This is a genomic window from Aurantimonas sp. A3-2-R12 (assembly GCF_036016755.1).
GTDB lineage: Bacteria > Pseudomonadota > Alphaproteobacteria > Rhizobiales > Rhizobiaceae > Aurantimonas > Aurantimonas coralicida_A.
Window position 1 is genome coordinate 53,229 of sequence record NZ_JAYXIH010000005.1, and the last position, 23,555, is coordinate 76,783.

Annotated in this window: 18 protein-coding genes and 3 tRNA genes; 4 read left to right on the forward strand and 17 right to left on the reverse strand. The window is 62.9% G+C overall.

Features of this window, described 5'->3' with window-relative positions:
• Positions 1-9 precede the first annotated feature (9 nt).
• From nuoG to VSX60_RS04195, 8 genes are all read right to left on the reverse strand, one after another.
• Entirely contained in the window at positions 10-2,085 is a 2,076-nt protein-coding gene (gene nuoG / locus VSX60_RS04160) for an NADH-quinone oxidoreductase subunit NuoG (protein ID WP_327622892.1), read from the reverse strand.
• 13 nt (positions 2,086-2,098) lie between these two features.
• The gene (gene nuoF, locus VSX60_RS04165) at positions 2,099-3,406 is read right to left on the reverse strand and encodes an NADH-quinone oxidoreductase subunit NuoF (RefSeq protein WP_327622893.1); all 1,308 of its coding nucleotides are present in this window, start codon (positions 3,404-3,406) and stop codon (positions 2,099-2,101) included.
• A 20-nt stretch (positions 3,407-3,426) separates the two neighbouring features.
• Positions 3,427-4,887 (reverse strand): NADH-quinone oxidoreductase subunit NuoE, encoded by a 1,461-nt coding sequence (gene nuoE / locus VSX60_RS04170; RefSeq protein WP_327622894.1) that lies wholly within the window; start codon positions 4,885-4,887, stop codon positions 3,427-3,429.
• A gap of 179 nt (positions 4,888-5,066) precedes the next feature.
• Positions 5,067-6,257: an NADH-quinone oxidoreductase subunit D gene (locus tag VSX60_RS04175; protein ID WP_327622895.1), complete on the reverse strand. Its 1,191-nt coding sequence runs from the start codon at positions 6,255-6,257 to the stop codon at positions 5,067-5,069.
• A gap of 2 nt (positions 6,258-6,259) precedes the next feature.
• Positions 6,260-6,682, reverse strand: coding sequence for a GFA family protein (locus VSX60_RS04180; protein ID WP_327622896.1), 423 nt, complete (start codon positions 6,680-6,682; stop codon positions 6,260-6,262).
• A 10-nt stretch (positions 6,683-6,692) separates the two neighbouring features.
• Positions 6,693-7,301 (reverse strand): NADH-quinone oxidoreductase subunit C, encoded by a 609-nt coding sequence (locus VSX60_RS04185; protein ID WP_327622982.1) that lies wholly within the window; start codon positions 7,299-7,301, stop codon positions 6,693-6,695.
• A gap of 14 nt (positions 7,302-7,315) precedes the next feature.
• On the reverse strand, positions 7,316-7,894 hold the full coding sequence (locus tag VSX60_RS04190; RefSeq protein WP_327622897.1) for a NuoB/complex I 20 kDa subunit family protein: 579 nt from the start codon (positions 7,892-7,894) through the stop codon (positions 7,316-7,318).
• On the reverse strand, positions 7,885-8,250 hold the full coding sequence (locus tag VSX60_RS04195; protein WP_206454294.1) for an NADH-quinone oxidoreductase subunit A: 366 nt from the start codon (positions 8,248-8,250) through the stop codon (positions 7,885-7,887). Before VSX60_RS04195 ends, VSX60_RS04190 begins: the two co-directional genes overlap by 10 nt.
• A 385-nt stretch (positions 8,251-8,635) precedes the next feature.
• On the opposite strand from VSX60_RS04195, the gene VSX60_RS04200 reads away from it, so the two are divergent.
• Positions 8,636-8,965 (forward strand): hypothetical protein, encoded by a 330-nt coding sequence (locus VSX60_RS04200; RefSeq protein WP_327622898.1) that lies wholly within the window; start codon positions 8,636-8,638, stop codon positions 8,963-8,965.
• A gap of 90 nt (positions 8,966-9,055) precedes the next feature.
• Here VSX60_RS04200 and VSX60_RS04205 read toward each other — a convergent pair.
• A tRNA-Asp gene (locus VSX60_RS04205) sits at positions 9,056-9,132 on the reverse strand.
• Between the two features lie 250 nt (positions 9,133-9,382).
• Here VSX60_RS04205 and VSX60_RS04210 point away from each other — a divergent pair.
• Positions 9,383-9,458: transfer RNA gene (locus VSX60_RS04210), tRNA-Val, on the forward strand.
• 279 nt (positions 9,459-9,737) lie between these two features.
• On the opposite strand, the gene VSX60_RS04215 is transcribed toward VSX60_RS04210, so the two are convergent.
• From VSX60_RS04215 to VSX60_RS04245, 7 genes are all read right to left on the reverse strand, one after another.
• Positions 9,738-10,157 carry an HU family DNA-binding protein gene (locus tag VSX60_RS04215; protein WP_327622899.1) on the reverse strand — a complete coding sequence of 140 codons (420 nt, stop codon included), beginning with the start codon at positions 10,155-10,157 and terminating at the stop codon, positions 9,738-9,740.
• A 24-nt stretch (positions 10,158-10,181) separates the two neighbouring features.
• Positions 10,182-12,602: an endopeptidase La gene (lon, locus tag VSX60_RS04220; RefSeq protein WP_327622900.1), complete on the reverse strand. Its 2,421-nt coding sequence runs from the start codon at positions 12,600-12,602 to the stop codon at positions 10,182-10,184.
• A gap of 246 nt (positions 12,603-12,848) precedes the next feature.
• Positions 12,849-14,117, reverse strand: a complete 1,269-nt coding sequence (clpX, locus tag VSX60_RS04225) for an ATP-dependent Clp protease ATP-binding subunit ClpX (protein WP_327622901.1) — start codon at positions 14,115-14,117, stop codon at positions 12,849-12,851.
• A 236-nt stretch (positions 14,118-14,353) separates the two neighbouring features.
• Positions 14,354-14,986, reverse strand: coding sequence for an ATP-dependent Clp protease proteolytic subunit (locus VSX60_RS04230; protein ID WP_327622902.1), 633 nt, complete (start codon positions 14,984-14,986; stop codon positions 14,354-14,356).
• Positions 14,987-15,184: 198 nt separating this feature from the next.
• A complete protein-coding gene (locus VSX60_RS04235) occupies positions 15,185-17,581 on the reverse strand; it encodes a mechanosensitive ion channel domain-containing protein (protein WP_327622903.1) in 2,397 nt (798 codons plus the stop codon).
• Positions 17,582-17,749: 168 nt separating this feature from the next.
• Positions 17,750-19,114 carry a trigger factor gene (gene tig, locus VSX60_RS04240; RefSeq protein ID WP_327622904.1) on the reverse strand — a complete coding sequence of 455 codons (1,365 nt, stop codon included), beginning with the start codon at positions 19,112-19,114 and terminating at the stop codon, positions 17,750-17,752.
• A 77-nt stretch (positions 19,115-19,191) separates the two neighbouring features.
• A tRNA-Leu gene (locus tag VSX60_RS04245) sits at positions 19,192-19,276 on the reverse strand.
• A gap of 422 nt (positions 19,277-19,698) precedes the next feature.
• On the opposite strand from VSX60_RS04245, the gene VSX60_RS04250 reads away from it, so the two are divergent.
• Both VSX60_RS04250 and trmFO read left to right on the forward strand, forming a co-directional pair.
• Positions 19,699-19,842, forward strand: a complete 144-nt coding sequence (locus tag VSX60_RS04250; protein ID WP_327622983.1) for a DUF1127 domain-containing protein — start codon at positions 19,699-19,701, stop codon at positions 19,840-19,842.
• A gap of 457 nt (positions 19,843-20,299) precedes the next feature.
• Positions 20,300-21,721 (forward strand): methylenetetrahydrofolate--tRNA-(uracil(54)-C(5))-methyltransferase (FADH(2)-oxidizing) TrmFO, encoded by a 1,422-nt coding sequence (gene trmFO / locus VSX60_RS04255; RefSeq protein ID WP_327622905.1) that lies wholly within the window; start codon positions 20,300-20,302, stop codon positions 21,719-21,721.
• Here trmFO and VSX60_RS04260 read toward each other — a convergent pair.
• Entirely contained in the window at positions 21,653-23,530 is a 1,878-nt protein-coding gene (locus VSX60_RS04260; RefSeq protein ID WP_327622906.1) for a DUF4153 domain-containing protein, read from the reverse strand. The genes trmFO and VSX60_RS04260 overlap by 69 nt on opposite strands.
• Positions 23,531-23,555 lie beyond the last annotated feature (25 nt).

Below are 23,555 nucleotides of genomic sequence, written 5' to 3' on the forward strand. Positions count from 1 at the left end.
AGCCGTCCTTTATTCTGCCGCTTCGAGGTGCTCGGCGATTGCGAGCTGCGAGCACTCGGCCATCACCTTCGACGCGCGGGCGATCGGGTTGGTCAGGTAGAAGTCGCCGATATTCGACGCGAACATTCCAGTGCCCAGCGATTTCGCGCGATCGGCCAGTCCGGTGATGACCGCCGGGTCGGCCGACTCGATCCGATCCGACCGCATGAAGGCGTGCGACTGATACAGTTCGCGCCGCAGCGCCGCAAGCGAATCGAACGGCAGCGTTTTGCCGAGAACGGCGGACAGCGCCCGGATGATCGCCCAGTCCTCGCGCGCGTCGCCGGGCGGGAAGGATGCCCGGCTGCCAGTCTGCGCCCTGCCCTCGACATTGACCCAGGTCCCCGATTTCTCGGTGTAGGCCGCGCCCGGCAGGATCACGTCGGCGCGGTGCGCGCCCCGATCCCCATGGGTGCCGATGTAGACGACGAAGGGCCCGGCTGCGATCTCGATCTCGTCGGCACCGAGATTGAACAGCACGTCGACCTCGCCTTCGCCCATCTGGGCTGTGGTCTTGCCGCTCTCACCCGGCACGAAGCCGATATCGAGGCCGCCGACCCGCGAGGCCGCAGAATGCAGGACGTTGAAGCCGTTCCAGCCCTCGGTGATGGCTCCGATTTCGCGCGCCAGCGCGGCGATCGAGGCCAGCACATCCGCACCGTTCTCGCCGGCGAGCGCGCCCTGACCGACGATGATCATCGGGCGCTCGGCGCCTTTCAGCGTATCGAAGAAGCCGCGATTGGCGCCGCCCAGATCGGACAACGTCTCGGTGCCGGCGCCGAGATAGGTGGTTTCGTAGCGCAGATCGACATTCTCGCCGATCACGCCGATGGGGAAGTCGCCCATGCGCCAACGCTTGCGGATGCGGGCGTTGAGGACGGAGGCCTCGAAGCGCGGATTGGCGCCGACGATCAGCAATGCATCGGCATTCTCGATACCGGCGATCGTCGTGTTGAACAGGTAGGAGGCGCGGCCGCCGGCCGGATTAAGCTTGGCGCCGTCCTGGCGGCAGTCGAGATTGGTCGAGCCGAGCTCGCCGATCAGGCGCTTCAGCGCCCACATCTCCTCGACGGCGGCGAGATCGCCCGCGATCGCGCCGAGTCGCGCACCCTCGACGCCAACGACCTTGGCCTTGATCGCGGCGAAGGCCTCCTGCCAGCTCGCCGGACGCAGGCGGCCGTTCTCGCGCACATAGGGCTTGTCGAGACGCTGGGTCCGCAGGCCGTCCCAGACGAAGCGGGTCTTGTCGGAGATCCACTCCTCGTTGATCTCCTCGTTGATGCGCGGAAGAATCCGCATGACCTCGCGACCGCGCGTATCGACGCGGATCGCCGATCCGACGGCATCCATCACGTCGATCGTCTCGGTCTTGGTCAGCTCCCACGGCCGCGCCTGGAATGCGTAGGGCCGCGAGGTCAGCGCGCCGACCGGGCACAGATCGATGACGTTGCCCTGCAGCTCCGACGTCATCGCCTGCTCGAGGAAGGTGGTGATCTCGGCATCCTCGCCGCGGCCGATGAGGCCCAGCTCGGAAATGCCGGCGACCTCGGTGGTGAAGCGGACGCAGCGCGTGCAGTGGATGCAGCGCGTCATGATCGTCTTGACCAGCGGGCCGATATATTTGTCCTCGACCGCGCGCTTGTTCTCCCGATAGCGCGACGAATCGACACCAAAGGCCATCGCCTGGTCCTGCAGGTCGCATTCGCCGCCCTGATCGCAGATCGGGCAGTCCAGCGGATGGTTGATCAGCAGGAACTCCATCACGCCTTCGCGGGCCTTCTTGACCATCGGCGTGTTGGTGAAGACCTCCGGCAATTCGCCGTTTGGTCCCGGCCGCATATCGCGGACACCCATGGCGCAGGAGGCGGTGGGCTTCGGCGGTCCGCCCTTCACCTCGACGAGGCACATGCGGCAATTGCCGGCGATCGACAGCCGTTCATGGAAGCAGAAGCGCGGAATCTCGGCCCCCGCCTCCTCCGCCGCCTGCAGCAGCGTGTAGTGGTCCGGGACCTCGATCTCTTTGCCGTCGACTTTGAGTTTGGTCATGGACCTATCCTGCTTATTCCGCCGCTTCGAGCACGGGCCGGCGATCGGCGTCGGCATTGCGCGAGAACTCGTCGATCCGCCGCTCGATCTCGGCGCGGAAATGGCGCACGAGCCCCTGGATCGGCCAGGCCGCCGCATCGCCAAGCGCACAGATCGTATGGCCCTCGACCTGCTTGGTCACATCGAGCAGCATGTCGATTTCGCGCTTCTGAGCATTGCCGGTGACCATGCGCTCCATCACCCGCCACATCCAGCCGGTCCCCTCGCGGCAGGGCGTACACTGGCCGCAGCTCTCATGCTTGTAGAAATACGAGATTCGGGCGATCGCCTTCACGATGTCGGTGGAGCGATCCATGACGATGACCGCGGCGGTGCCGAGCGAGGTCTTGATGTCGCGCAGGCCGTCGAAATCCATCGGTGCGTCGATGATGTCCTCGCCCGGAACCAGCGGCACGGATGATCCGCCGGGGATGACCGCCAAGAGATTGTCCCAGCCGCCGCGAACGCCGCCGCAATGCTTCTCGATCAGTTCGCGGAAGGAGATGCCCATCGCCTCCTCCACCGTGCAGGGCCGTTCGACATGGCCGGAGACGCAGAAGAGCTTGGTGCCGGTGTTGTTCTGCCGGCCGATACCGGCGAACCAACCACCGCCGCGGCGAAGAATCGTCGGCGCCACCGCGATCGACTCGACGTTGTTCACCGTGGTCGGGCAGCCGTACAGCCCGACATTGGCCGGGAACGGCGGCTTGAGGCGCGGTTGGCCCTTCTTGCCTTCCAGGCTTTCCAGCAGCGCGGTTTCCTCACCGCAGATGTAGGCGCCGGCGCCGTGATGGACGACGATGTCGTAGTCCCAGCCGCACTTGTTGTTCTTGCCGAGCAGTCCCGCCTCGTAGCATTCGTCGATGGCCCGCTGCAGTGCCTGACGCTCGCGGATATATTCGCCGCGAACGTAGATGTAACAGGCGTGCGCGCCCATCGCGAAACCGGCGATGACGCAACCCTCGATCAGCGTGAACGGGTCGTTCCGCATGATCTCCCGGTCCTTGCAGGTCCCCGGCTCGGATTCGTCGGCGTTGATGACGAGATAATGCGGGCGCTCGCCGGGCTCCTTCGGCATGAACGACCATTTGAGCCCGGTCGGGAAGCCGGCGCCGCCACGCCCGCGCAGGCCCGACTCCTTCATCTCGTTGATGATCCAGTCGCGGCCCTTGCCGATGATGTCGGCCGTTCCGTCGAAATGCCCGCGCTTCATCGCGGCCTTCAGGCTTTTGTCCCGGAGGCCGTAAATGTTCGTGAAAATGCGGTCCTTGTCCTGAAGCATCTAGTGTCTCCTCGTCCGCATCATTCGCGGCCCGGAGCGCTGGCAGCCGCGCCCTGCAGGGCCTTGGCCTGGGCGGTCCAGCCGTCACGAACGGCGCGGCCACGGAAATTCAGATAATCGTCGACCCAGACAAGCTCGGACTCCCGCCATTTTGCGATCTGCCGGAGATGAAAGACCCCGAGTTCGTTCAACTTGGCCTCTATCACCGGACCGATGCCCTTGATCTGCTTCAGATCGTCCGGCGTGCCCTCCGGCGCGCTCAGGAGACCTGCGGGCTTCTCGCCGGGTTGGCTCGCCTGCGCGGCAATTCCTGCGGCGGCCCCATCCATGGGCCCGGAACTGGTATCGGAGGTCGTCCGGCGCTGGCCCTCCAGCTTTGCGCCGCCGTCTTTTCCGGAGAGATCGATCGTCGCGTCTGTGGCGCCCGGCTCTTTGGACTTATCGCTCGGAGTCAGCGCGACGTCCGGGACCGTCGCCGCGCGGGCAGCGGCTTCCTTCCGGCGGAGCGTCCCGCCGGTCGGCGCCGTGGCTGCCGGCGTGTCAGCCGAAACCTGATCGGCTTCGGCGGCGTCTCGCTGGGCTTCTCCGGTCGCGCCGTCGACGGCTCCGCCGGTACGGCCCGAGCCCGGTCGATGGCCGTTGGCGACCAGATCGTCACTGACTTGCTTCTCGGCCGATGGCGGCGTCTTGTCGCCGCTGGCTTTGCCCGGGGCCGCGATGGTCGGATCGGTTTCCGCAGCGTCCGTGTTCGGCCGGCCGGCATTGGAAGCGGCGGTGGAGATAGCCTGCCCACCCGCCTTACCGCGCGCCGGCGCGGATGCCTCGGACGCCCGAGGCTTATCAGCCGGCAAATCCTTGATCAGATCGTCGTAATCGCCAGTCAGGCTCGTCAGACCGCCGATCGGAGCCGACAGATGGCGTCCGTTCTGCGGTCCCGGCTCGACTTCCCCGCCGCGCCCCGCCTCGAAAAGATCGATGATCTCCTCAAGTCGCTCCGGCGTCAGATCCTCATACGTATCCTCGGAGACCATGACCATCGGCGCGTTGACGCAGGCGCCGAGGCACTCGACCTCTTCCCACGACAGCGTTCCCGACTCGTTGGCATGGAAGGGTTCGGGATGGATCTTCGACCGGCAGACGGCTTTCAAATCCTCCGCGCCGCGCAACATGCAGGGCGTCGTACCGCAAACCTGGACATGCGCCCTTGTTCCGACCGGCTTCAACTGAAACTGAGTGTAGAAGGTCGCGACCTCGAGCACGCGGATCAAGGGCATCGCCAGCATGTCGGCGATATGGACGATCGCGGACTTGGTGACCCAGCCTTCTTGTTCCTGTGCGCGCATCAGAAGAGGAATCACTGCCGACTGCTGACGACCCTCCGGATATTTACGGATCGTCGCCTGTGCCCAAGCCGTGTTTTCGTCGTTGAAGGCGAAGCTCTTGGGCTGGATGGCATCTTCCGCGAGACGTCTGACAGACATCGGACCTCGGCTCTAGAAGCGGTTCTACATGCGATATTGCGGTGCGTTCTATCACACGATCGGCAAAAGGCCAGTGGCTTTAAGCCGTATGATTCCTCCGTCGCCCGATTGTCCGGGCGGCGACGATTCAGATGTCCAGAAGTGGCTCGACGCTGACAATCGGCGGTGCCCGATCGTGATCAGCGGTCGACCTCACCAAAGACGATATCAAGCGAGCCGAGAATAGCCGAGACATCGGCGAGCATGTGCCCCCTGCACATCACGTCCATCGCCTGGAGGTGGGCGAAGCCCGGCGCCTTGATCTTGCAGCGATGCGGCTTGTTGGTCCCGTCCGCGACCAGATAGACGCCGAATTCGCCCTTTGGCGCCTCGACTGCGGCATAGACCTCGCCCGCCGGCACATGAAAGCCCTCGGTGTAGAGCTTGAAGTGATGGATGAGCGCTTCCATCGAACGCTTCATCTGGCCACGCGACGGCGGGACGACTTTGCCTTCGGCCGACGAGACCGGGCCGACTCGCTCGGGACCCGACAGCAGCTCGATGCACTGCTTCATGATCTTCACCGATTCGCGCATCTCGACCATACGAATGAGATAGCGGTCGTAGCAGTCGCCGTTCTTGCCGATGGGGATGTCGAAATCCATCTCGTCGTAGCACTCGTAGGGCTGCGACTTGCGCAAATCCCAAGCCGCGCCCGAGCCGCGTACCATCACGCCAGAGAAGCCGAGCGCCCAGGCATCGTCGAGGCCGATGACGCCGATGTCGACATTGCGCTGCTTGAAGATGCGGTTGTCGGTCAGCAGGCCTTCGATGTCGTCGCAGACCTTCAGGAACGGATCGCACCAGGCACCAATGTCGTCGACGAGCTGCTGCGGCAAGTCCTGGTGCACGCCGCCCGGCCGGAAATAGGCCGCATGCATGCGCGAGCCGGACGCGCGTTCATAGAACACCATCAGCTTCTCGCGCTCCTCGAAACCCCAGAGCGGCGGCGTCAGTGCGCCGACGTCCATGGCCTGGGTCGTCACGTTGAGAAGATGCGAGAGAATGCGGCCGATTTCGCTATAGAGCACCCGAATCAGCTGACCGCGCCGGGGCACACTGACCTCCGCCAGCCGCTCGATGGCGAGACAGAAGGCATGCTCCTGGTTCATCGGCGCGACATAGTCGAGCCGGTCGAAATAGGGAATCGCCTGGAGATAGGTCTTGTGTTCGATCAGCTTCTCGGTGCCGCGATGCAAAAGCCCGATATGCGGATCGACCCGCTTCACCACCTCGCCGTCGAGTTCCAGGACCAGCCGAAGAACGCCGTGGGCGGCCGGGTGCTGCGGCCCGAAATTGATGTTGAAATTGCGGACGTCGATCTCGGCCATGTCTAGCTATCCTGCCCGGCAGCGAAGGCTGCCACGACTTCCGCCCCGGTCATCTTACGCGTCGCGTCGGCGAAGCGGTAAGTCTCAGGCTTCTCGTCGATAAAGATTTCCTCGGTGAACGCAAAGCGCGATGCATCGTCGAAGCTCTGCATGGAAACGGCCACGTGACCGCCGTCCCGCAGTCGCCAGAGGAGACTCGACCCGCAGCTCTTGCAGAACAGACGCTCGGCCCAGTCCGACGAAACATAGACGCCGAATTGCGTCGTGTCCTCGATCGCCACATCCGTGCAAGGAACGGCCATAAAAACACCACCGCTCCACTTCTGGCACATGCGGCAATGACAGACATCCATTTCCATTTTTTGCGGAACCGCCGAGAATCGCGCCGCGCCGCACAGACATCCGCCGGGTAATGCCTCACTCATATCTTCGGCCTCAGCTCGGTTTAGCCTTCTCGTCGCCCGGCAAGACGTATTCCGTTCCCTCCCACGGAGAGAGGAAGTCGAAATTGCGAAACTCCTGCCTGAGTTCGACCGGCTCGTAGACCACCTGCTTCTTCTCCTCGTCGTAACGCACCTCGACGAAGCCGGTCAGCGGGAAGTCCTTGCGCAGCGGATGCCCCTCGAAGCCGTAATCGGTGAGGATGCGGCGAAGGTCGGGATGACCGGTGAACAGAATGCCGTAGAAATCATAGGCCTCGCGCTCGAACCAGTCGGACCCGGCGAAAACGTCGCAGATAGACGGGACGGGATCGTCCTCCCCGACCCGCACCTTTACCCGGATGCGCTGATTCTGCCGCGGCGACAGCAAGTGGTAGACGACATCGAAACGCTTCTCCCGCTCCAGATAATCCACCCCGCAAATATCCGTGAGATTGACGAACTGGGTCTGCGGATCGTCGCGCAGGAATGTCAGCACGCTCAAGATAGCCCCGGGCGCGACGACCAGCGTCAGCTCACCATACGCCATCTGGTGCTCGATGAGGCTTTCGCCCAGCGTTTCGACCACGTAGTCGGCCAAATCCTCGGTCGCGAATTCGCGCATCACAATCGTCAACCTCAGCGCTCGATGGTGCCGGTGCGGCGGATTTTCTTTTGCAGCAGAAGCACTCCGTAAAGCAGCGCCTCGGCGGTCGGCGGACAACCGGGAACGTAAATGTCGACCGGCACGATCCGGTCGCAGCCGCGGACCACGGAATAGGAGTAGTGATAATAGCCCCCGCCATTGGCGCAGGAGCCCATGGAGATGACATAACGCGGCTCCGGCATCTGGTCGTAGACCTTGCGCAGCGCGGGCGCCATCTTGTTGGTCAACGTGCCGGCAACGATCATCACATCGGATTGGCGCGGCGAGGCCCGCGGCGCGAAGCCAAATCGTTCGGCGTCGTAGCGCGGCATCGACATCTGCATCATCTCGACGGCGCAGCAGGCGAGACCGAAGGTCATCCACATCAGCGAGCCGGTCCGGGCCCACTGGATGAGATCGTCGGTCGAGGTGACCAGGAAGCCCTTGTCGGCCAGCTCATTGTTGATGTCGGTGACAAACGGGTCATGCGTGGGGGCGACGGCGCCCGCGCTCGCAACCCCGGTCGAGGGCGCGTGCGCCACGAGCGGCCGGAAACCGTCACTCAATCCCATTCCAGGGCCCCTTTCTTCCACTCGTAAATGAAGCCAACCGTCAGCACCCCGAGGAAGACCATCATCGACCAGAAGCCGAACCAGCCGAGGGTCCCGAAGCTCGCGGCCCAGGGAAACAGGAACGCGACCTCCAGGTCGAAGATGATGAAAAGGATCGATACGAGGTAGAATCGCACGTCGAATTTCATTCGCGAATCATCGAAAGCGTCGAAGCCGCACTCGTAGGCGGAGAGCTTTTCGTCGTCAGGCGCCTTGAAGGCGAGCAAAAACGGCGACACCAGAAGCGCCAGACCGATGACGAGGGCGACACCGACGAAGATGACGATCGGCAGGTAGGATGCAAGCAACTCCGGCATCTCGATATTCCAATCCCTGACGGACAGCTTGAAAATCGCGACGGTCCTGACGACGACCGCCACCGCATGATGCCACCGCGGCACACGGCATCATGCCTCCCGATCGCTGTTCAATGCGGCGAAGAGACCGGGCGCTTCTTCGCATTGCGGCGAGGATTATCGCCTTCCTTCTGTCGAGGCAAGGCTTCTGGACCCGATGGTCGAGGACCGATCGCGATGCAACCGGCGATCAACGCTTGAGGCGTGGAAAGCGCGGGCGTGTGGCCTCTGGTGTTCACGCCCAGGCAGAAGCTAGATTGGCGATCGGGCCGGCGGTCGCGGTGCGCGGCTGGCCGAATGCGAGGTGCGTCGGCAAACTTCTGGCGCAGCAACGACGGAGAGAGCGATGACCCCCGGTGAGACGCCGCAATGGCAGTCGATGCGAAGCGCGCAACGCGATGGCAACCGCATTCTCGTGACGCTTCGGGCGAGCGAACAAGGCCCGGCGGAAGTCGACACGGTGCGCTGGACGACGCCCCGCAACGCCTCGGAAAAATGCTGGATCGCTACGGATTGCGATCCCCAGTTCCCGGTCACCTATCAGGACGACGAACTCTTGGCCTGGATGCCGATGCCGGCGCCGCCGTCTGGAAAAACCGCAAGCGATCCCGCTGTCGACTGGCCGGAGCCGGCCCTCGAAAGCGATTTTCAGGAGGAGGCCGGATCGGGGATTTGAGCGCCGAGGCGGCGCGAACCGCTGCGGCGAGCATAATGCCGATTTCCCATCAGGGGATTCGGCATCGATCTCGATTGTTCTGAATAAAAATGGCGCGAGTGACGGGACTCGAACCCGCGACCTCCGGCGTGACAGGCCGGCACTCTAACCGACTGAGCTACACCCGCGCTCGGCCGCTCGATGCGGCTTGTGAGGCGGTCGTTTACGGGCATCCCCCTATGCTGTCAAGCAGAACCGGGCAAAGTTTCTCGGGCAGTTCGCAGGAAGTTCGGGACGCTCGCAATACTGGTCATTCCCGCTGTTGCGGCCTCAGGCCACGAACAGGTCAAATCACCCCTTTTATCGGGCTCGTTTGCCTGTTCGCGCACACCGACCTGCTTGCCAGCGAGACCTCGAACGCTTAGACGAAGCGTCGGCGGGCGATTAGCTCAGTTGGTAGAGCGCCTCGTTTACACCGAGGATGTCGGGAGTTCGAGTCTCTCATCGCCCACCATGGTTCCCGACGCGTCAAGACGCAGCCGTCCGATTCGGGCATGGCCCCCACCGCTTCGCCGTCGCGAGCCCCCTGCCCTGCTCCGCCGAGAGATCGAGGATTGAGGCGAAGCCCGATCGTCACGCGATGACGGACTCGCCGCATGACCGGCAGCGCTTTAGTCACATCCCGCGATTCCTGAATATCGGACTGGTCCGTCAACCGCACACGACGGCCCGAACGCATTTCGGCCGGGCGCTGACGCCCGGCCGACATTTGAGACATCTCGAGATGTAATTGTTAGCGGTTGTTGACGGCGTCCTTGAGACCCTTGCCGGCCGCGAATTTCGGCACGTTGCGCGCCGGGATGTCGACCTCGGCGCCAGTCGACGGGTTGCGCCCCTTCGATGCGGCGCGGTGGGACACGGAAAACGTCCCGAAGCCGACCAGACGAATATCATCGCCTTTGGCCATCGTCCCCTGAATAGCTTCGAAGACAGCGTCCACTGCGGAGCTAGCCTGCTGTTTAGACAGTTCAGACTTTTCCGCGACAGCAGAAACGAGCTCATTTTTGTTCATTAGGATACCCTCCTGATTCTTTGGCAATAACGACTCCGTGAGCACGGTGCGCGACCTTCGCGGATCGAAACGCCTTCGGCAACGGCAAGATGCCCGATTTCGCGGGCTTTGCAAAAAAAATGCCGCCAAAATTGGCGGCATTTTCAACAAATCTTAACGGTGCGCCTAGTGGGCAACAGCCGTGGCGCCGTCCTCGACGTCGGCGCGGCCCGTCATGGGCTCGTCGACCTCCGACCATTCGACCGGCGTCAACTCCCTGACGAGCGCGTGCTTCAGCACCTCGCCCATCCGCGCAACCGGCACGATCTCGAGCTGATTCTTGACGTTGTCCGGGATCTCCGCGAGGTCTTTGGCGTTCTCCTCCGGTATCAAGACCTTCTTGATGCCGCCGCGCAGCGCCGCCAACAGCTTCTCCTTCAGGCCGCCGATCGGCAACACCCTGCCGCGCAGGGTGATTTCGCCGGTCATGGCGATATCCCTGCGAACCGGTATGCCGGTCATCACTGAGACGATCGCGGTCGCCATCGCCGTGCCAGCCGACGGGCCATCCTTCGGCGTAGCGCCTTCCGGCACGTGGACGTGGATGTCGCGCTTTTCGAACAAGGGCGGCTTGATGCCGTAATCCAGCGCCCGCGAGCGGACATAGGAGGCGGCTGCGGAGATCGATTCCTTCATCACCTCCTTGAGGTTGCCGGTCACGGTCATCTTGCCCTTGCCGGGCATCATCACGCCCTCAATCGTCAGCAATTCGCCACCGACCTCCGTCCAGGCAAGCCCCGTGACCACACCGACCTGATCCTCGAGCTCGGCTTCGCCGTAACGATACCGCGGCACGCCGAGGAAGTCGCCGATGTTGGCCGCGGTGACCTCCACCTTGGTGGCTTCGCCCTTGAGAATCTGCGTCACGGCCTTGCGGGCAAGCGTCATCAGCTCGCGCTCGAAATTACGAACGCCGGCCTCACGGGTGTAGCGCCTGGCGATCTCGTGCAGGGCGTCCGCGCTGACGGAGAATTCCTCCTCCTTCAACGCGTGATCGCGAATCGCCTTCGGCAACAGGTGCCGCCGGGCGATCTCGACCTTCTCGTCCTCGGTATAACCGGCGATCCGGATGACCTCCATGCGATCCAGCAGGGGACCGGGAATATTCATCGTGTTCGCCGTGGTCACGAACATCGTCGAGGACAGGTCATATTCCACCTCGAGATAGTGATCCATGAAGGTCGAGTTCTGCTCCGGATCGAGCACCTCCAGAAGCGCCGACGACGGATCGCCGCGGAAATCGGTGCCCATCTTGTCGATTTCGTCGAAGAGGAACAGCGGATTGGTCTTCTTGGCCTTCTTCATCGACTGGATAACCTTGCCGGGCATCGAGCCGATGTAGGTGCGCCGATGACCGCGAATCTCGGCCTCGTCGCGCACGCCGCCGAGCGCCATGCGCACATATTCGCGCCCAGTCGCCTTGGCGATGGACTTGGCGAGCGAGGTCTTGCCGACGCCCGGAGGGCCGACGAGACAAAGGATCGGTCCCTTCAGCTTCGACTGCCGGCTTTGCACAGCGAGATACTCGACGATCCGCTCCTTGACCTTTTCGAGCCCGTAATGATCGCCGTCGAGGATTTCCTCGGCCTTCTTCAGGTCGATCTTGGCCCGCGACTTGATGCCCCACGGAAGACCGAGCAGCCAGTCGAGATAATTGCGCACGACGGTCGACTCGGCAGACATCGGCGACATCTGCTTGAGCTTCTTCATCTCGGCGTTGGCTTTTTCGCGCGCCTCCTTGGAGAGCTTGGTCTTCTTGATCCGCTCCTCCAGTTCGGCCATCTCGTCGCGGCCTTCCTCGCCGTCGCCGAGCTCCTTCTGGATCGCCTTCATCTGCTCGTTAAGGTAATATTCGCGCTGGGTCTTCTCCATCTGGCGCTTGACGCGCGAGCGGATGCGTTTTTCGACCTGCAGCACCGAAATTTCCGATTCCATGAAACCGAGCGCTTTTTCCAGCCGCTCGCGCACGCTGACCAGGGTCAGCATGTCCTGCTTTTCGGAAATCTTGATCGCCAGATGCGACGCCACCGTATCGGCGAGCTTCGAGTAGTCCTCGATCTGGCCGGCCGCTCCGACGACCTCGGGCGAGATTTTCTTGTTCAGTTTGACGTAGTTCTCGAACTCCGACACGACCGAACGCGCCAGCGCCTCGATCTCGACGGGGTCCTCCTCGGCCTCCTCAATGATGCGCGCGGAGGCCTCGTGCCACTCGGTGCGGGGAGTGAAGGTGTCGATGTGCGCGCGGCCGATGCCCTCGACGAGAACCTTGACCGTCCCGTCCGGCAGCTTCAGCAGCTGCAGGACGTTGGCGACGGTGCCGACGTCATAGATTGCGTCGGGCGCCGGATCTTCGTCGCTGGCATTCTTCTGCGTCGCAAGCAGGATCTGCTTGTCGGCGCCCATCACCTCTTCAAGCGCCTTGATCGATTTTTCCCGACCGACGAACAGCGGAACGATCATGTGCGGGAACACGACGATATCGCGCAACGGCAGGACCGGATACAGCAAAGCCTCTCCGGCTCCTTGGCGTTCTGGCGTCTGGGTCATGAGATTCCTTTCCACGGCATATGCCGTCTACGGCCGTCCGCTTCGAGCCTTGTTCAAGCACTCGGTGCCGACGCCTTCATCGATCGTCAATGTGGGCGTCAATGTCCGGCAATTCAAGCGATTCGGACTGCAACCGAGCCGCAATGCGGTTGCCCGACATTCCCGCCCGATAACAAAAAGCCCGCCCCGGCGGGAAGCCGGGACGGGCTCTGATGCCGTCCGTCAATTCCCCGAAAATCGAGACTGTTACGCGCTGACGTTTTCCTTCTCGCCGTTACGCTCGGCGTAGATATAGAGCGGACGCGCGTTGCCATCGATCACGTCCTCGGAGATCACGACCTCCTGCACGCCTTCCAGCGTCGGCAGATCGAACATCGTGTCGAGCAGCATTGCCTCCATGATCGAGCGCAGTCCGCGCGCGCCGGTCTTGCGCTCGATCGCCTTGCGGGCAATCGCCTTCAGCGCGTCCTCATGGAACGACAGCTCGACGTTCTCCATCTCGAACAAGCGTTGGTACTGCTTGACCAGAGCGTTCTTCGGCTGTTCCAGAATCTGGACGAGGGCAACCTCATCGAGGTCCTCCAGCGTGGCCAGAACCGGCAGACGGCCGACGAATTCCGGGATCAGACCGAATTTCAGCAGATCCGCGGGCTCCACCTGGCGGAACACGTCGCCGGTGCGCCGCTCGTCCGGCGCGGCGACATTCGCGGCAAAGCCGATGGAGGTCTTGCGGCCGCGATCGGAGATGATCTTGTCGAGGCCGGCAAAGGCGCCACCGCAGATGAACAGAATGTTCGCCGTATCGACCTGCAGGAATTCCTGCTGAGGATGCTTGCGTCCGCCCTGCGGCGGCACGGAAGCCACCGTGCCCTCCATGATCTTCAACAGCGCCTGCTGCACGCCCTCGCCCGACACATCGCGGGTGATCGAGGGGTTGTCGGACTTGCGGCTGATCTTGTCGATCTCGTCGATATAGACGATGCCGCGCTGCGCCCGCTCGACATTATAGTCGGCCGACTGCAGCAGCTTCAGGATGATGTTCTCGACATCCTCACCGACATAACCGGCTTCGGTCAGCGTCGTTGCGTCCGCCATCGTGAACGGCACGTCGATGATGCGGGCCAGAGTCTGGGCCAGCAACGTCTTGCCGCAGCCGGTCGGACCGATCAGCAGGATGTTCGACTTGGCCAGCTCGACGTCGTTGTTCTTGGCCGCGTGGGCCAGGCGCTTGTAGTGGTTATGCACCGCGACCGACAGGACCTTCTTGGCGAAAGCCTGACCGATGACGTAGTCGTCCAGGACCGCAATGATCTCCTGAGGAGTCGGCACGCCCTCGCGGGACTTCACCATGGAGGATTTGTTTTCCTCCCGGATGATGTCCATGCACAATTCGACGCATTCGTCGCAAATGAATACCGTCGGCCCGGCGATCAGCTTACGGACTTCGTGCTGGCTCTTTCCGCAGAAAGAGCAATAGAGCGTGTTCTTGGAATCGCCGCCGCTCGTTTTGCTCATTCGTCTTTCCTTCCGATCCGGTCCCCTCCAGGGATCCGTTTCTTGATATCTCCGCCGAGCGTAAACCCAATAAGGCCTGTCGGCAAAGCGACTTCGGCCCTCACGGGTCGCGGAAGAGGCGTCCTACGCACCTATGCACATCATCCGACATAACGTCGATTGCTTGAGCAGCGCTTAACGCGGCGCCTCCCACTATCGACCGCCGACTGTGGCCGCGACGTGGCAAATGCTATGCGCTACTTAGTTACATCGGCTTCAAGCGAGGCCCGCGACGAATACACCGTGTCGATCAGGCCGAATTCCTTGGCTTCTTCTGCCGTCATGAAATGGTCACGGTCGAGGGTGCGGTCAATGGTCTCGTAGTCCTGGCCGGTATGCTCTACGTAGACCTCGTTGAGCCGGCGCTTCAGCTTGATGATGTCCTGCGCATGACGCTCGATGTCGGAGGCCTGCCCGGAGAAGCCGCCTGAGGGCTGATGCACCATGATGCGCGCGTTTGGCGTCGCGAACCGCATATCTTTCTGACCGGCGCAAAGCAGCAACGAGCCCATCGAGGCCGCCTGGCCGATACACAGAGTCGAGACCGCGGGCCGGATGAACTGCATGGTGTCGTAGATCGCCATGCCGCTGGTGACGACGCCGCCCGGCGAGTTAATGTAGAGCGCGATCTCCTTTTTCGGGTTCTCGGCCTCGAGGAACAGCAGCTGGGCGCAAACCAGCGTCGCCATCGAATCCTCGATCGGACCGGTGATGAAGATCACCCGCTCCTTGAGGAGACGCGAGAAGATGTCATAGGCGCGCTCGCCGCGATTGGTCTGCTCAACCACCATCGGGACGAGATTCATCGCGGTTTCCAAGGGGTGCTTCATCAGTCGTCGTCTCGCTGCTTGTTCGGGTGGAGCGGTGCCGGACGGCTCCGCCTGTGAGAATCGATGCTCGTTTCTGACGCCGTAGATAGGGCTTGGCAAAGGGCCTATGCAAGCCATCCGCCGACGGCATTGTCGCAGTTCGGTCCGCCGACGCCACGGATATGACCGAATTCCGTTTCGCCACTGCCGTTGCCGGCGTCAGCCGCGGTCTCCGCCGGCGCTATCAATGTCGCCGCCGCTGGGGGGAATTGGCCGCCCGGTCGCGTCGGTGGAGCCGTAGTCCGAGCCGCTTGTTTCGCGCGTCGCCCGCGTCGCCTCGCTCGGCGTGGCGGCCTCGTCGATCACGCGGCTCTGCGGCACCGTCGGTTCCTCGCCTGCGAGGCGAACGGGCGGTGCCTTGCCACCCCGATCCTCGCCGAACCAGACGGTCATATGCGGGAACGGGATTTCAATACCGCGTTCGTCGGCAAGGCGCTTCACGATCTCGCGATAGGCGCGGCCGACGCCCCATTGGGTGCTGGGCTTGGTCATGACACGGGCACGCACGACGACAGCTGAATCCCCCAATTCCTGCACGCCCCACATGTCGAGATCACTGATCAGGTTGGGACCGACCGAACTTTCCTTCAGCTCCTCGAAGGCGTCGTGCATCATCTGTTTAACGTCCTCGACATTCTCCCGATACGCGACCCCGATATCCGCGACGTAATAGGCGAAGTCCTTGGAGTAGTTGGCGACCTGATCGACCGAAGAGAATGGGATCAGATACCAGGTCCCATCGACGGACCTGAGCCCGACCGAGCGCACGGTCAGTTGTTCGACGACGCCGGAGACGCCGTTGAGCTCGACGATATCGCCCTCGTTCATCGCATTCTGGATCTGGATGAAGGCACCGGTGATGATGTCCTGAACGAACTTCTGGGCACCAAAACCGATCGCCAGCCCGACGACGCCGGCACCGGCGAGAAGCGGCGCGATATCAATGCCGACCTGCGACAGGACCAGCATCGACACGATCACCACCATGGTGATGGTGAAGGCGTTGCGAAACAGCGACAGGAGGGTGCGTTCGCGTGCCGTCGGAACGGTGCCGAAATTCGGGTTCATCCGATATTCGATCCAGGACGAGATGCCGATATAGATCGCCACGCCAACGGCAAGGATCACACCAGCGCCGATGAGGCTGCCGACGAAGCGTTGGCCTGCCAGTCGACCAAATTCATCGGAGAAGCTGAACAGATTCCACGCTTGCAGGATCGCGCCGAGCACGACGAGCATCACCAGGACTCGAAAGACGGTGAGCATTTTCGGAATGAATGAGTTCACCCGTCTTTCCAGAAGCGGAATCCGCTCTTTCCAGTCATCGGGGATCGGAACGCCTTTGGCGATCCACCGGGACAGAATCGAGACGACGAGACCACCCAAGGCCATCGCCGCGATTGACTTGAGTATCGAGACGACGACGAAGGTCAAGCCGATCTCGGGACTCTGCAGCCACACCGCGAACAGCGTCAGCACGAACCCGATTGCGAGCGCCCACCAGATCTGGCCGACAAACGCATTGAAGCGGGCGCCAAGGCTCTTGTCGCCGTGTTGCCTGGCGCGCTTCAGACGCTCGCGTACGACGCCGCGGTTCTTCAGAATGAGCCAGACTGCCAGAATCAGCGACAGCACCACGCCGATAAGGCGCGTCGCGTCGGCCGCCGCAGCCCCGGAAGACCGCTGCATGATCGGGGCTACGAAGAGGAAGGTGTAGCCCAGGATCGAGATCAGCCGCGAAATCCAGAAATACCAATAACTTGCCTGACGGTCCGAGAACGGGGTCAGGCGAAGCCTGGGATAGGTCGGCGCGACGAAGGTCCCGAGGGTGACCTTGATCATCTCGATCAGCAAGAAGCCGTTGAGGAACAAAGCCTGATTGATGCCGGGCCGACCGCCGAAGAAAATCGTCGCGGCCACATAGCCGCCCGCCCAGCTGACAATGATCGACGCAGCGTCGACGAGGGCCGAAACGACCAGCAGCATCAGCTTGCGCAGCGGGCCTGAATGCTCGGCGCGTTCGGCCATTCGGCGGAAAATTGGTGCCTTTACAAGCCGACTTGCGGCCAGCACCAGGAACACCACGATGGCGACGAGCGCGACCGGCAGTATCGTCGCAAGGACGTTCGGCAGGTCGATGCTGCCGACGCCGGCCAGCATATCGAGCGCGGAGGCGGTATTCGTTCGCAGCGTTTCCCAAGTTTCCGACAGGCCGCCGATCAGTGCGCGCGTGGAGTCGGCGATCTCGCCGGGCAGCGTCCGCACAACCTCCGCGCCCGTTGGGACGATGGCGGCATCCCCACCGTCCTCTCCCTCGCCTCCCGGCGCCTTGTAGGCGGCGGCTTTCAGCGATTCGACGAGTTTGGCACGGGTCTCGCCATTCTCCAGGATCTTGATCAGATCATCGAGATTGGCGGTATCGCCGCCCTGCCCGCCAGTATCGTTGGCGGCTGACGAGGTGCTCGGAAGGCCGGGAATCTGGGCCGCGCTCGTTCCCGCCCAAACGAGAATGCCGATGAACAATGCGATGATGCCGGTCGTCGTAAATCGCTGCATGCCGGATATAGCCTAAGTCCTTTGGCGCGAGCCGCCACCTTCCAATCTCGGCGCCGGTCTATCACCCGTGGCTTTGACGAGACTGAGGCCCGCAGCCGGCAGCGCGACGCAAAAAGGGGCCGACTTTCGCCGGCCCCCGTGACATTTCGCCTCACCACACGGGGCGCATCAGGAGGCGAGAGCCGCTTCCTTGTCGTCTTCGTCCTCGGCCATCAGCTCTTCCTTGCTGACCGTCTTGTCGGTGACGTCGACCTCGGAGAGGAGATGATCGACGACCTTCTCCTCATAGAGCGGCGCCCTGAGGCTCGCCACGGCGTCCGGAGTTTTCTGGAAGTACTCGTAGACCTCCTTCTCCTGCCCGGGATAGCGACGGACTTGCTCGAACATCGCGCGTTGCAGTTCCTCGTCGGTGATCTGCACGCCGGCCTTTTCGCCGATCTCCGAGAGAACCAGGCCAAGCCGGACGCGACGTTCGGCCAAGCGACGATACTCGGCCTTGGCGTCCTCCTCGGTCGTGTCCTCGTCCTCGAAGCTCTTGCCGTTCTGCTTCAGCTCGTTTTCGACCTGGGTCCAGATATTGGTGAACTCGGCTTCGACGAGCTTCTCCGGCAGGGCGAAATCATAGGTTTCGTCGAGAGCATCGAGCAGCTGGCGCTTGACCTTCTGGCGTGTGGCCAGGCCGTACTGGCTTTCGATCTGCTCGCGCACGACCGTCCGCAGGCGCTCGAGCGATTCGACCCCCAACTTCTTGGCCATATCGTCGTCGATCGCCGTCTCGACCGGCGCCGAGACTTCCTTGACGGTCACGTCGAAGGTGGCAGCCTTGCCCGCGAGATGAGCCGCGCCGTAATCCTCGGGGAAAGTCAACTCGACGGTCTTCGCGTCGCCCGCCTTGAGGCCGACAAGCTGCTCCTCGAAACCGGGAATGAACTGGTTGGAGCCGAGCACCAGATTGGAATCGGTGGCCGCGCCGCCATCAAACGCTTCGCCGTCGATCTTGCCGACGAAGTCCATGGTGACGCGATCGCCGTCCTTGGCCTTGCCCTTTTTGGGCTCGTAGGTTCGGGCATTCTCCGCGATCCGCTTGACCTGCTCGTCGATCTCCTCGTCGGAAACCTCGACGATCGGTCGCTCGATCTTGATGCCCGTGGTCTCCTTGAGCTCGATTGCCGGGAGCGTCTCGTAGGCGAGCGTGAACTTGAAGTCCGACTCGCCGCGAAGAACCTTCTCAGCCTCGCCCTCGTCCTCGGTCATCCCGATCTCGGGCTGCATGGCGGAGCGCTCGTTACGCTCGGCAATGACCGTGCGAGGCGTGTCCGTGAGGATCTGGTTGACGATCTCGGCCATCATCGACTTGCCGTACATCTTGCGAAGATGTGCGACGGGAACCTTGCCCGGCCGGAAACCCTTCAGCCGCACCTGGTCCTTGGCCTCATAGAGCCGTGTCTGGAGGCGCGCTTCAAGATCCGAGGCGGGCACGACGATCTCGATCTCGCGCTTCAGTCCCTCGGCCTTGGTCTCCGTTACCTGCATTCTCGATACCTTCTTGATCTTGCCAGGGCCGACCTGTGCCGACCGAGCCCGTTATGAATTCCGTGAAAGCGCCCGAATGGTGCGGGTGGAGGGACTTGAACCCCCATGCCTCTCGGCGCTTGGACCTAAACCAAGTGCGTCTGCCAATTCCGCCACACCCGCATGGTGCGCCGAACAATGGGCGACGCGAGGCGCGCGCCTCTATATCACCGGCATTCCGGCCACGAAAGGGCAAATTTGGCCTGAATTCGCCGCGCTGCACTTGCGGGACGAAGGCGGGGCTGGTCGACGCCGATCGCGGGCCGACCGCGCCTCAGGCCTCACACGATGCTTAACCACAGCTTAACGCGACGCGCCTGCAGCATGCCCCTCAGATTCAGAACGCATAAACCTATTCGCTAACATGTTGATTTTTCCTATTTTTCACCAATTTTTTGCTGCATTGCACAAATTGCAAGGCTGCCATGCGTTTAGACGTCTGGCAACCTTCGATCCGGCCCCCTAACTTCCTGGTCAACGAGGCGACGCTGACGGATCAGCCGGGCCGCTTCAATCGATTAAAGTTAGACAACCAGGTGAAGACAATGAACATCGTCCGCTCTTACAACAACTGGCGCCGCTACCGCGAGACGGTCAACGAGCTGAGCCGCCTGTCGCAGCGCGAACTGTCCGACCTCGGCATCGCCCGCGGCGACATCAGCAGCATCGCCCGCCGCGCGGTCGGCTAAACGGCCACCCAACCCATTCGATTTCGCGACGGCCCATCCTCCTCCCAGGGCCCGAGCGGATCAAGGTTCACCTATCTTCCTCCCAGAATGGGGTGGACCTTCCCAAGACGCCCGCCGGGTCCTCCCCCCGGCGGGCGCCAAAGAGATCAGAGCTTCGCCGTGGGTTGTTCCTCCCAGACCCCCAAGGCGGAAAAGTGCCCGCGCATCCTCCTCCCAGCGCGGGCATCTCTCGGTCGGCCGTCGGGTCCTCCCCCCGGCGGCCGATGAGAGAAGCAAGAGTTTCGCTGACGGCCCACCTCCTCCCGGGCCGAATGCGGATTGTAGCCTGCGCATCCTCCTCCCAGCGCAGGTACGTTTGAAACCCGTCGGGTCCTCCCCCCGGCGGGTTTCGTCGTTTCTGGGCATGGCGATCCATCCGGCCCTTTCGGGACGGCGCACCGGCTGCTAAATCTTCTCCATGTCGAACAAACCCATTCATGTCGTCGGCGGCGGGCTCGCCGGCTCCGAAGCCGCGTGGCAGATCGCCGAGCGTGGTATCCCGGTTGTGCTCCACGAAATGCGGCCCCTGCGCGGGACCGACGCGCACCAGACCGATTCGCTGGCGGAACTGGTGTGCTCGAACTCGTTTCGCTCGGACGATAGCGAGACCAACGCCGTCGGCGTCCTGCACGCGGAAATGCGGCTGGCGAACTCGCTGATCATGCGCGCGGCTGACGCGCATCAGGTGCCGGCCGGAAGCGCGCTCGCCGTTGACCGCGAAGGGTTCGCGGAAGCCGTCACCGCAACGATCGACGATCATCCGCTGATCCGGATCGAACGCGGCGAGGTCGAAGGCTTGCCGCCCGAAGAATGGGGTCCGAGCATCGTCGCCACCGGTCCGTTGACGGCGCCCGCCCTGGCGGAGTCCATTCGTGCCGCCACGGGATCCGATGCGCTGGCCTTCTTCGATGCGATCGCGCCGATCGTCCATTTCGATTCGATCGACATGGACAAAGCGTGGTTTCAATCGCGCTACGACAAGGTCGGCCCCGGCGGCACCGGCAAGGATTACATCAACTGCCCGCTCGACAAGGAAACCTACGAGCGCTTCGTCGCGGCGCTGGTCGAGGGCGACCGCACCGAGTTCAAGGAGTGGGAGGGCACGCCCTATTTCGACGGCTGTCTGCCGATCGAGGTGATGGCGGAGCGCGGTCCCGAGACACTTCGGCACGGACCGATGAAGCCGATGGGTCTGACCAACGCCCATCAGCCTGACATCAAGGCGTACGCCGTCGTTCAATTGCGCCAGGACAACGCCCTCGGCACGCTCTACAACATCGTCGGTTTCCAGACGAAATTGAAATACGGCGCCCAGGCCGACATCTTCCGGATGATTCCGGGGCTCGAAAACGCCGAGTTTGCCCGACTGGGGGGCCTGCACCGCAATACCTATCTCAACTCGCCGGTACTGCTCGACGCGACGCTGCGCCTCAAGGCATTGCCGCATGTGCGCTTTGCCGGCCAGATCACCGGCTGCGAGGGTTACGTCGAGTCCGCGGCCGTCGGCCTGATGACCGGGCGTTTCGCAGCCGCCGAACGTCTCGGCGAGACATTGAGCCCACCGCCTCAGACCACGGCGATGGGCGCGCTCATCGCTCACATCACCGGCGGACATCTCGCCCATGAGGAAGACGGCGGCAAGCGCTCGTTCCAGCCGATGAACGTCAATTTCGGCCTGTTCCCGCCGCTCGACCCCGGCACGATCCAGAAGCCGGAAGGGCAGAAGCGATTTCGCGGCAAGGAAAAGACAATCGCCAAGAAGAAGGCGATGTCAGCGCGCGCCCTCGCCGACTATGCCGCGTGGCTTGGGCTCGATGCGGTCGCCACCGCCGCCGAGTGAGGTTTCCGGCGCGGCGCCATCAGGCGCTTCTGCCGCTTCCGCCGGCCAGTCGGCGGAGCGGTAGTAGAGCGCCAGGGTCGCCGAGAGGATCGCCCCGGTGTCTCCGGACAGCGACAATTGGCGCAGCGCCATCCGGATCCGACGCCCTCTTGCGCTCGTGACATCGACGACCACCGGCGCCAACCGATCGGGGTCGGTAGCAAAGACGGTTTCGGGCAGAGCGGCGATTGCATCCGCCAGATCGACGCGATCCGCGACGGCACCGATCCGGATCGTGAGAGCCGTGCCCGAGACTGCGAGCGCTATGTCGCCAGGTCGCGCCGGTATCACGCGTCCTCCTCCGCCGTCGTCCTCGGCTGCGGCAACAGCTCTTTCCGACAACGCACGATCGAATCCGGCGAGATCGACGGCGGTCCCGGCGTTGGCGGTAAAGCTGCGAAACTCGCTCAGTTGCGACGGAGCAGCCAAGCCCAACTCCGCGAAGACCATATCAATCTCCGTGCCGGGGCTGCCGCGCTTTGCCTCGGCGTAGTGCGCCGCTGCCTCGGGATCGAGATAAGGCAGGATTCGGTCGAGTTCTCCGGCCTCTTCCAGAGCATAAAGACGCGAGCGCAGCCGGGCCTGTGCATTCGCCGGGCGATCGGCTGCGGGGATTCCGGACCCGACCATTTCGTCGCTCCAGCCGAATTCGGTCACGATCAGGCTGGTCTGGCTTCGCCCTACCGTGCTCGCCGCGCCCCAGGGCCCGAACGACGACAGTGCCAGTAGCACGATCGGAACCGCGGCCATCCAACGGATATCGCCGCGAGCGCGTGGCACGGCCTCCAGCACGATCACGATCACTGCTGCGACCGCGGCCAGGGCCAGATAGTAGCGCTCCAGCGTCACGCCCTCGGCCGCGACCCGCAGCGAGACTGCGTAAAAGAGGAGCGCGAGTGGGACGAGCAAGACGAACGCCCAGATTCGCGCCAGAAGCCGCGTGGGCCACGCCCCGCCTGCGATGAAGGGATCGCTGGCGACCCGCAACGACAGCAGCAGGAACGCAAACAAGCTCACGATCCAGCCGATCTCGTTTTTCGGCACCTCGATCGTAACGAGGATCTTGGCGGCATAGAGATGCAACACGATCGCCGTGGCTAATACCAGCGGCGCCGCCACCCAGTCGATCAGGATGCGCACACCAGAAATCAACCGGTCGTCGCCCGTGACCGGCATTGCGTCATCGAAATCCCGCGGGATGCGCCCAAGAGAAAACAGCGGTCCAACCAGGGCAAAGGCAGTGACATAGATGTGCTCGTAGGCGTCATCCGGCAGTCCGACATCGAGCAGGAACCGGATCATTTCCAGAATTGCGGACAGGCCGAGCACAAAAAGCAGCACCGACAGAAACGCCAGCGTGACTCCGGCGACGGTCCACAGGGTAAAGACCCAGAAGTGGCGCGTGTCGTGGCGTCCGAGATAAGGCGCCAGCGGAACGGCAAGGGTCGCCGCCAGGATCAAGGGCGGCGCGGTGACACCAAGCTCCGGCCCAAACCAGATCACAAGTCCGACGAACGATGCGGTCGCGATCGGGGAGACCAGCCGAATCGATACGGGTGAGCGCCGTGCCTCGGCGAAGATCGCCGCGACGACAGAACTCGCCGCAGCCCCGTAAAGCGCGACGACGAGCCAGACAAAATCGGCCTCGTTCGGCAGATAGACATTCCGAACGGCGAGGTTGGAGATGATTGCGATCGCGACAACCAGCAGCGTTGCAACAGGAAAGCGGATGGCTGCCGAGCCGGCCCCTTCCGCAAGCGATTGTGTCAATCGGCCGAACCGGCTTGGGACGCGT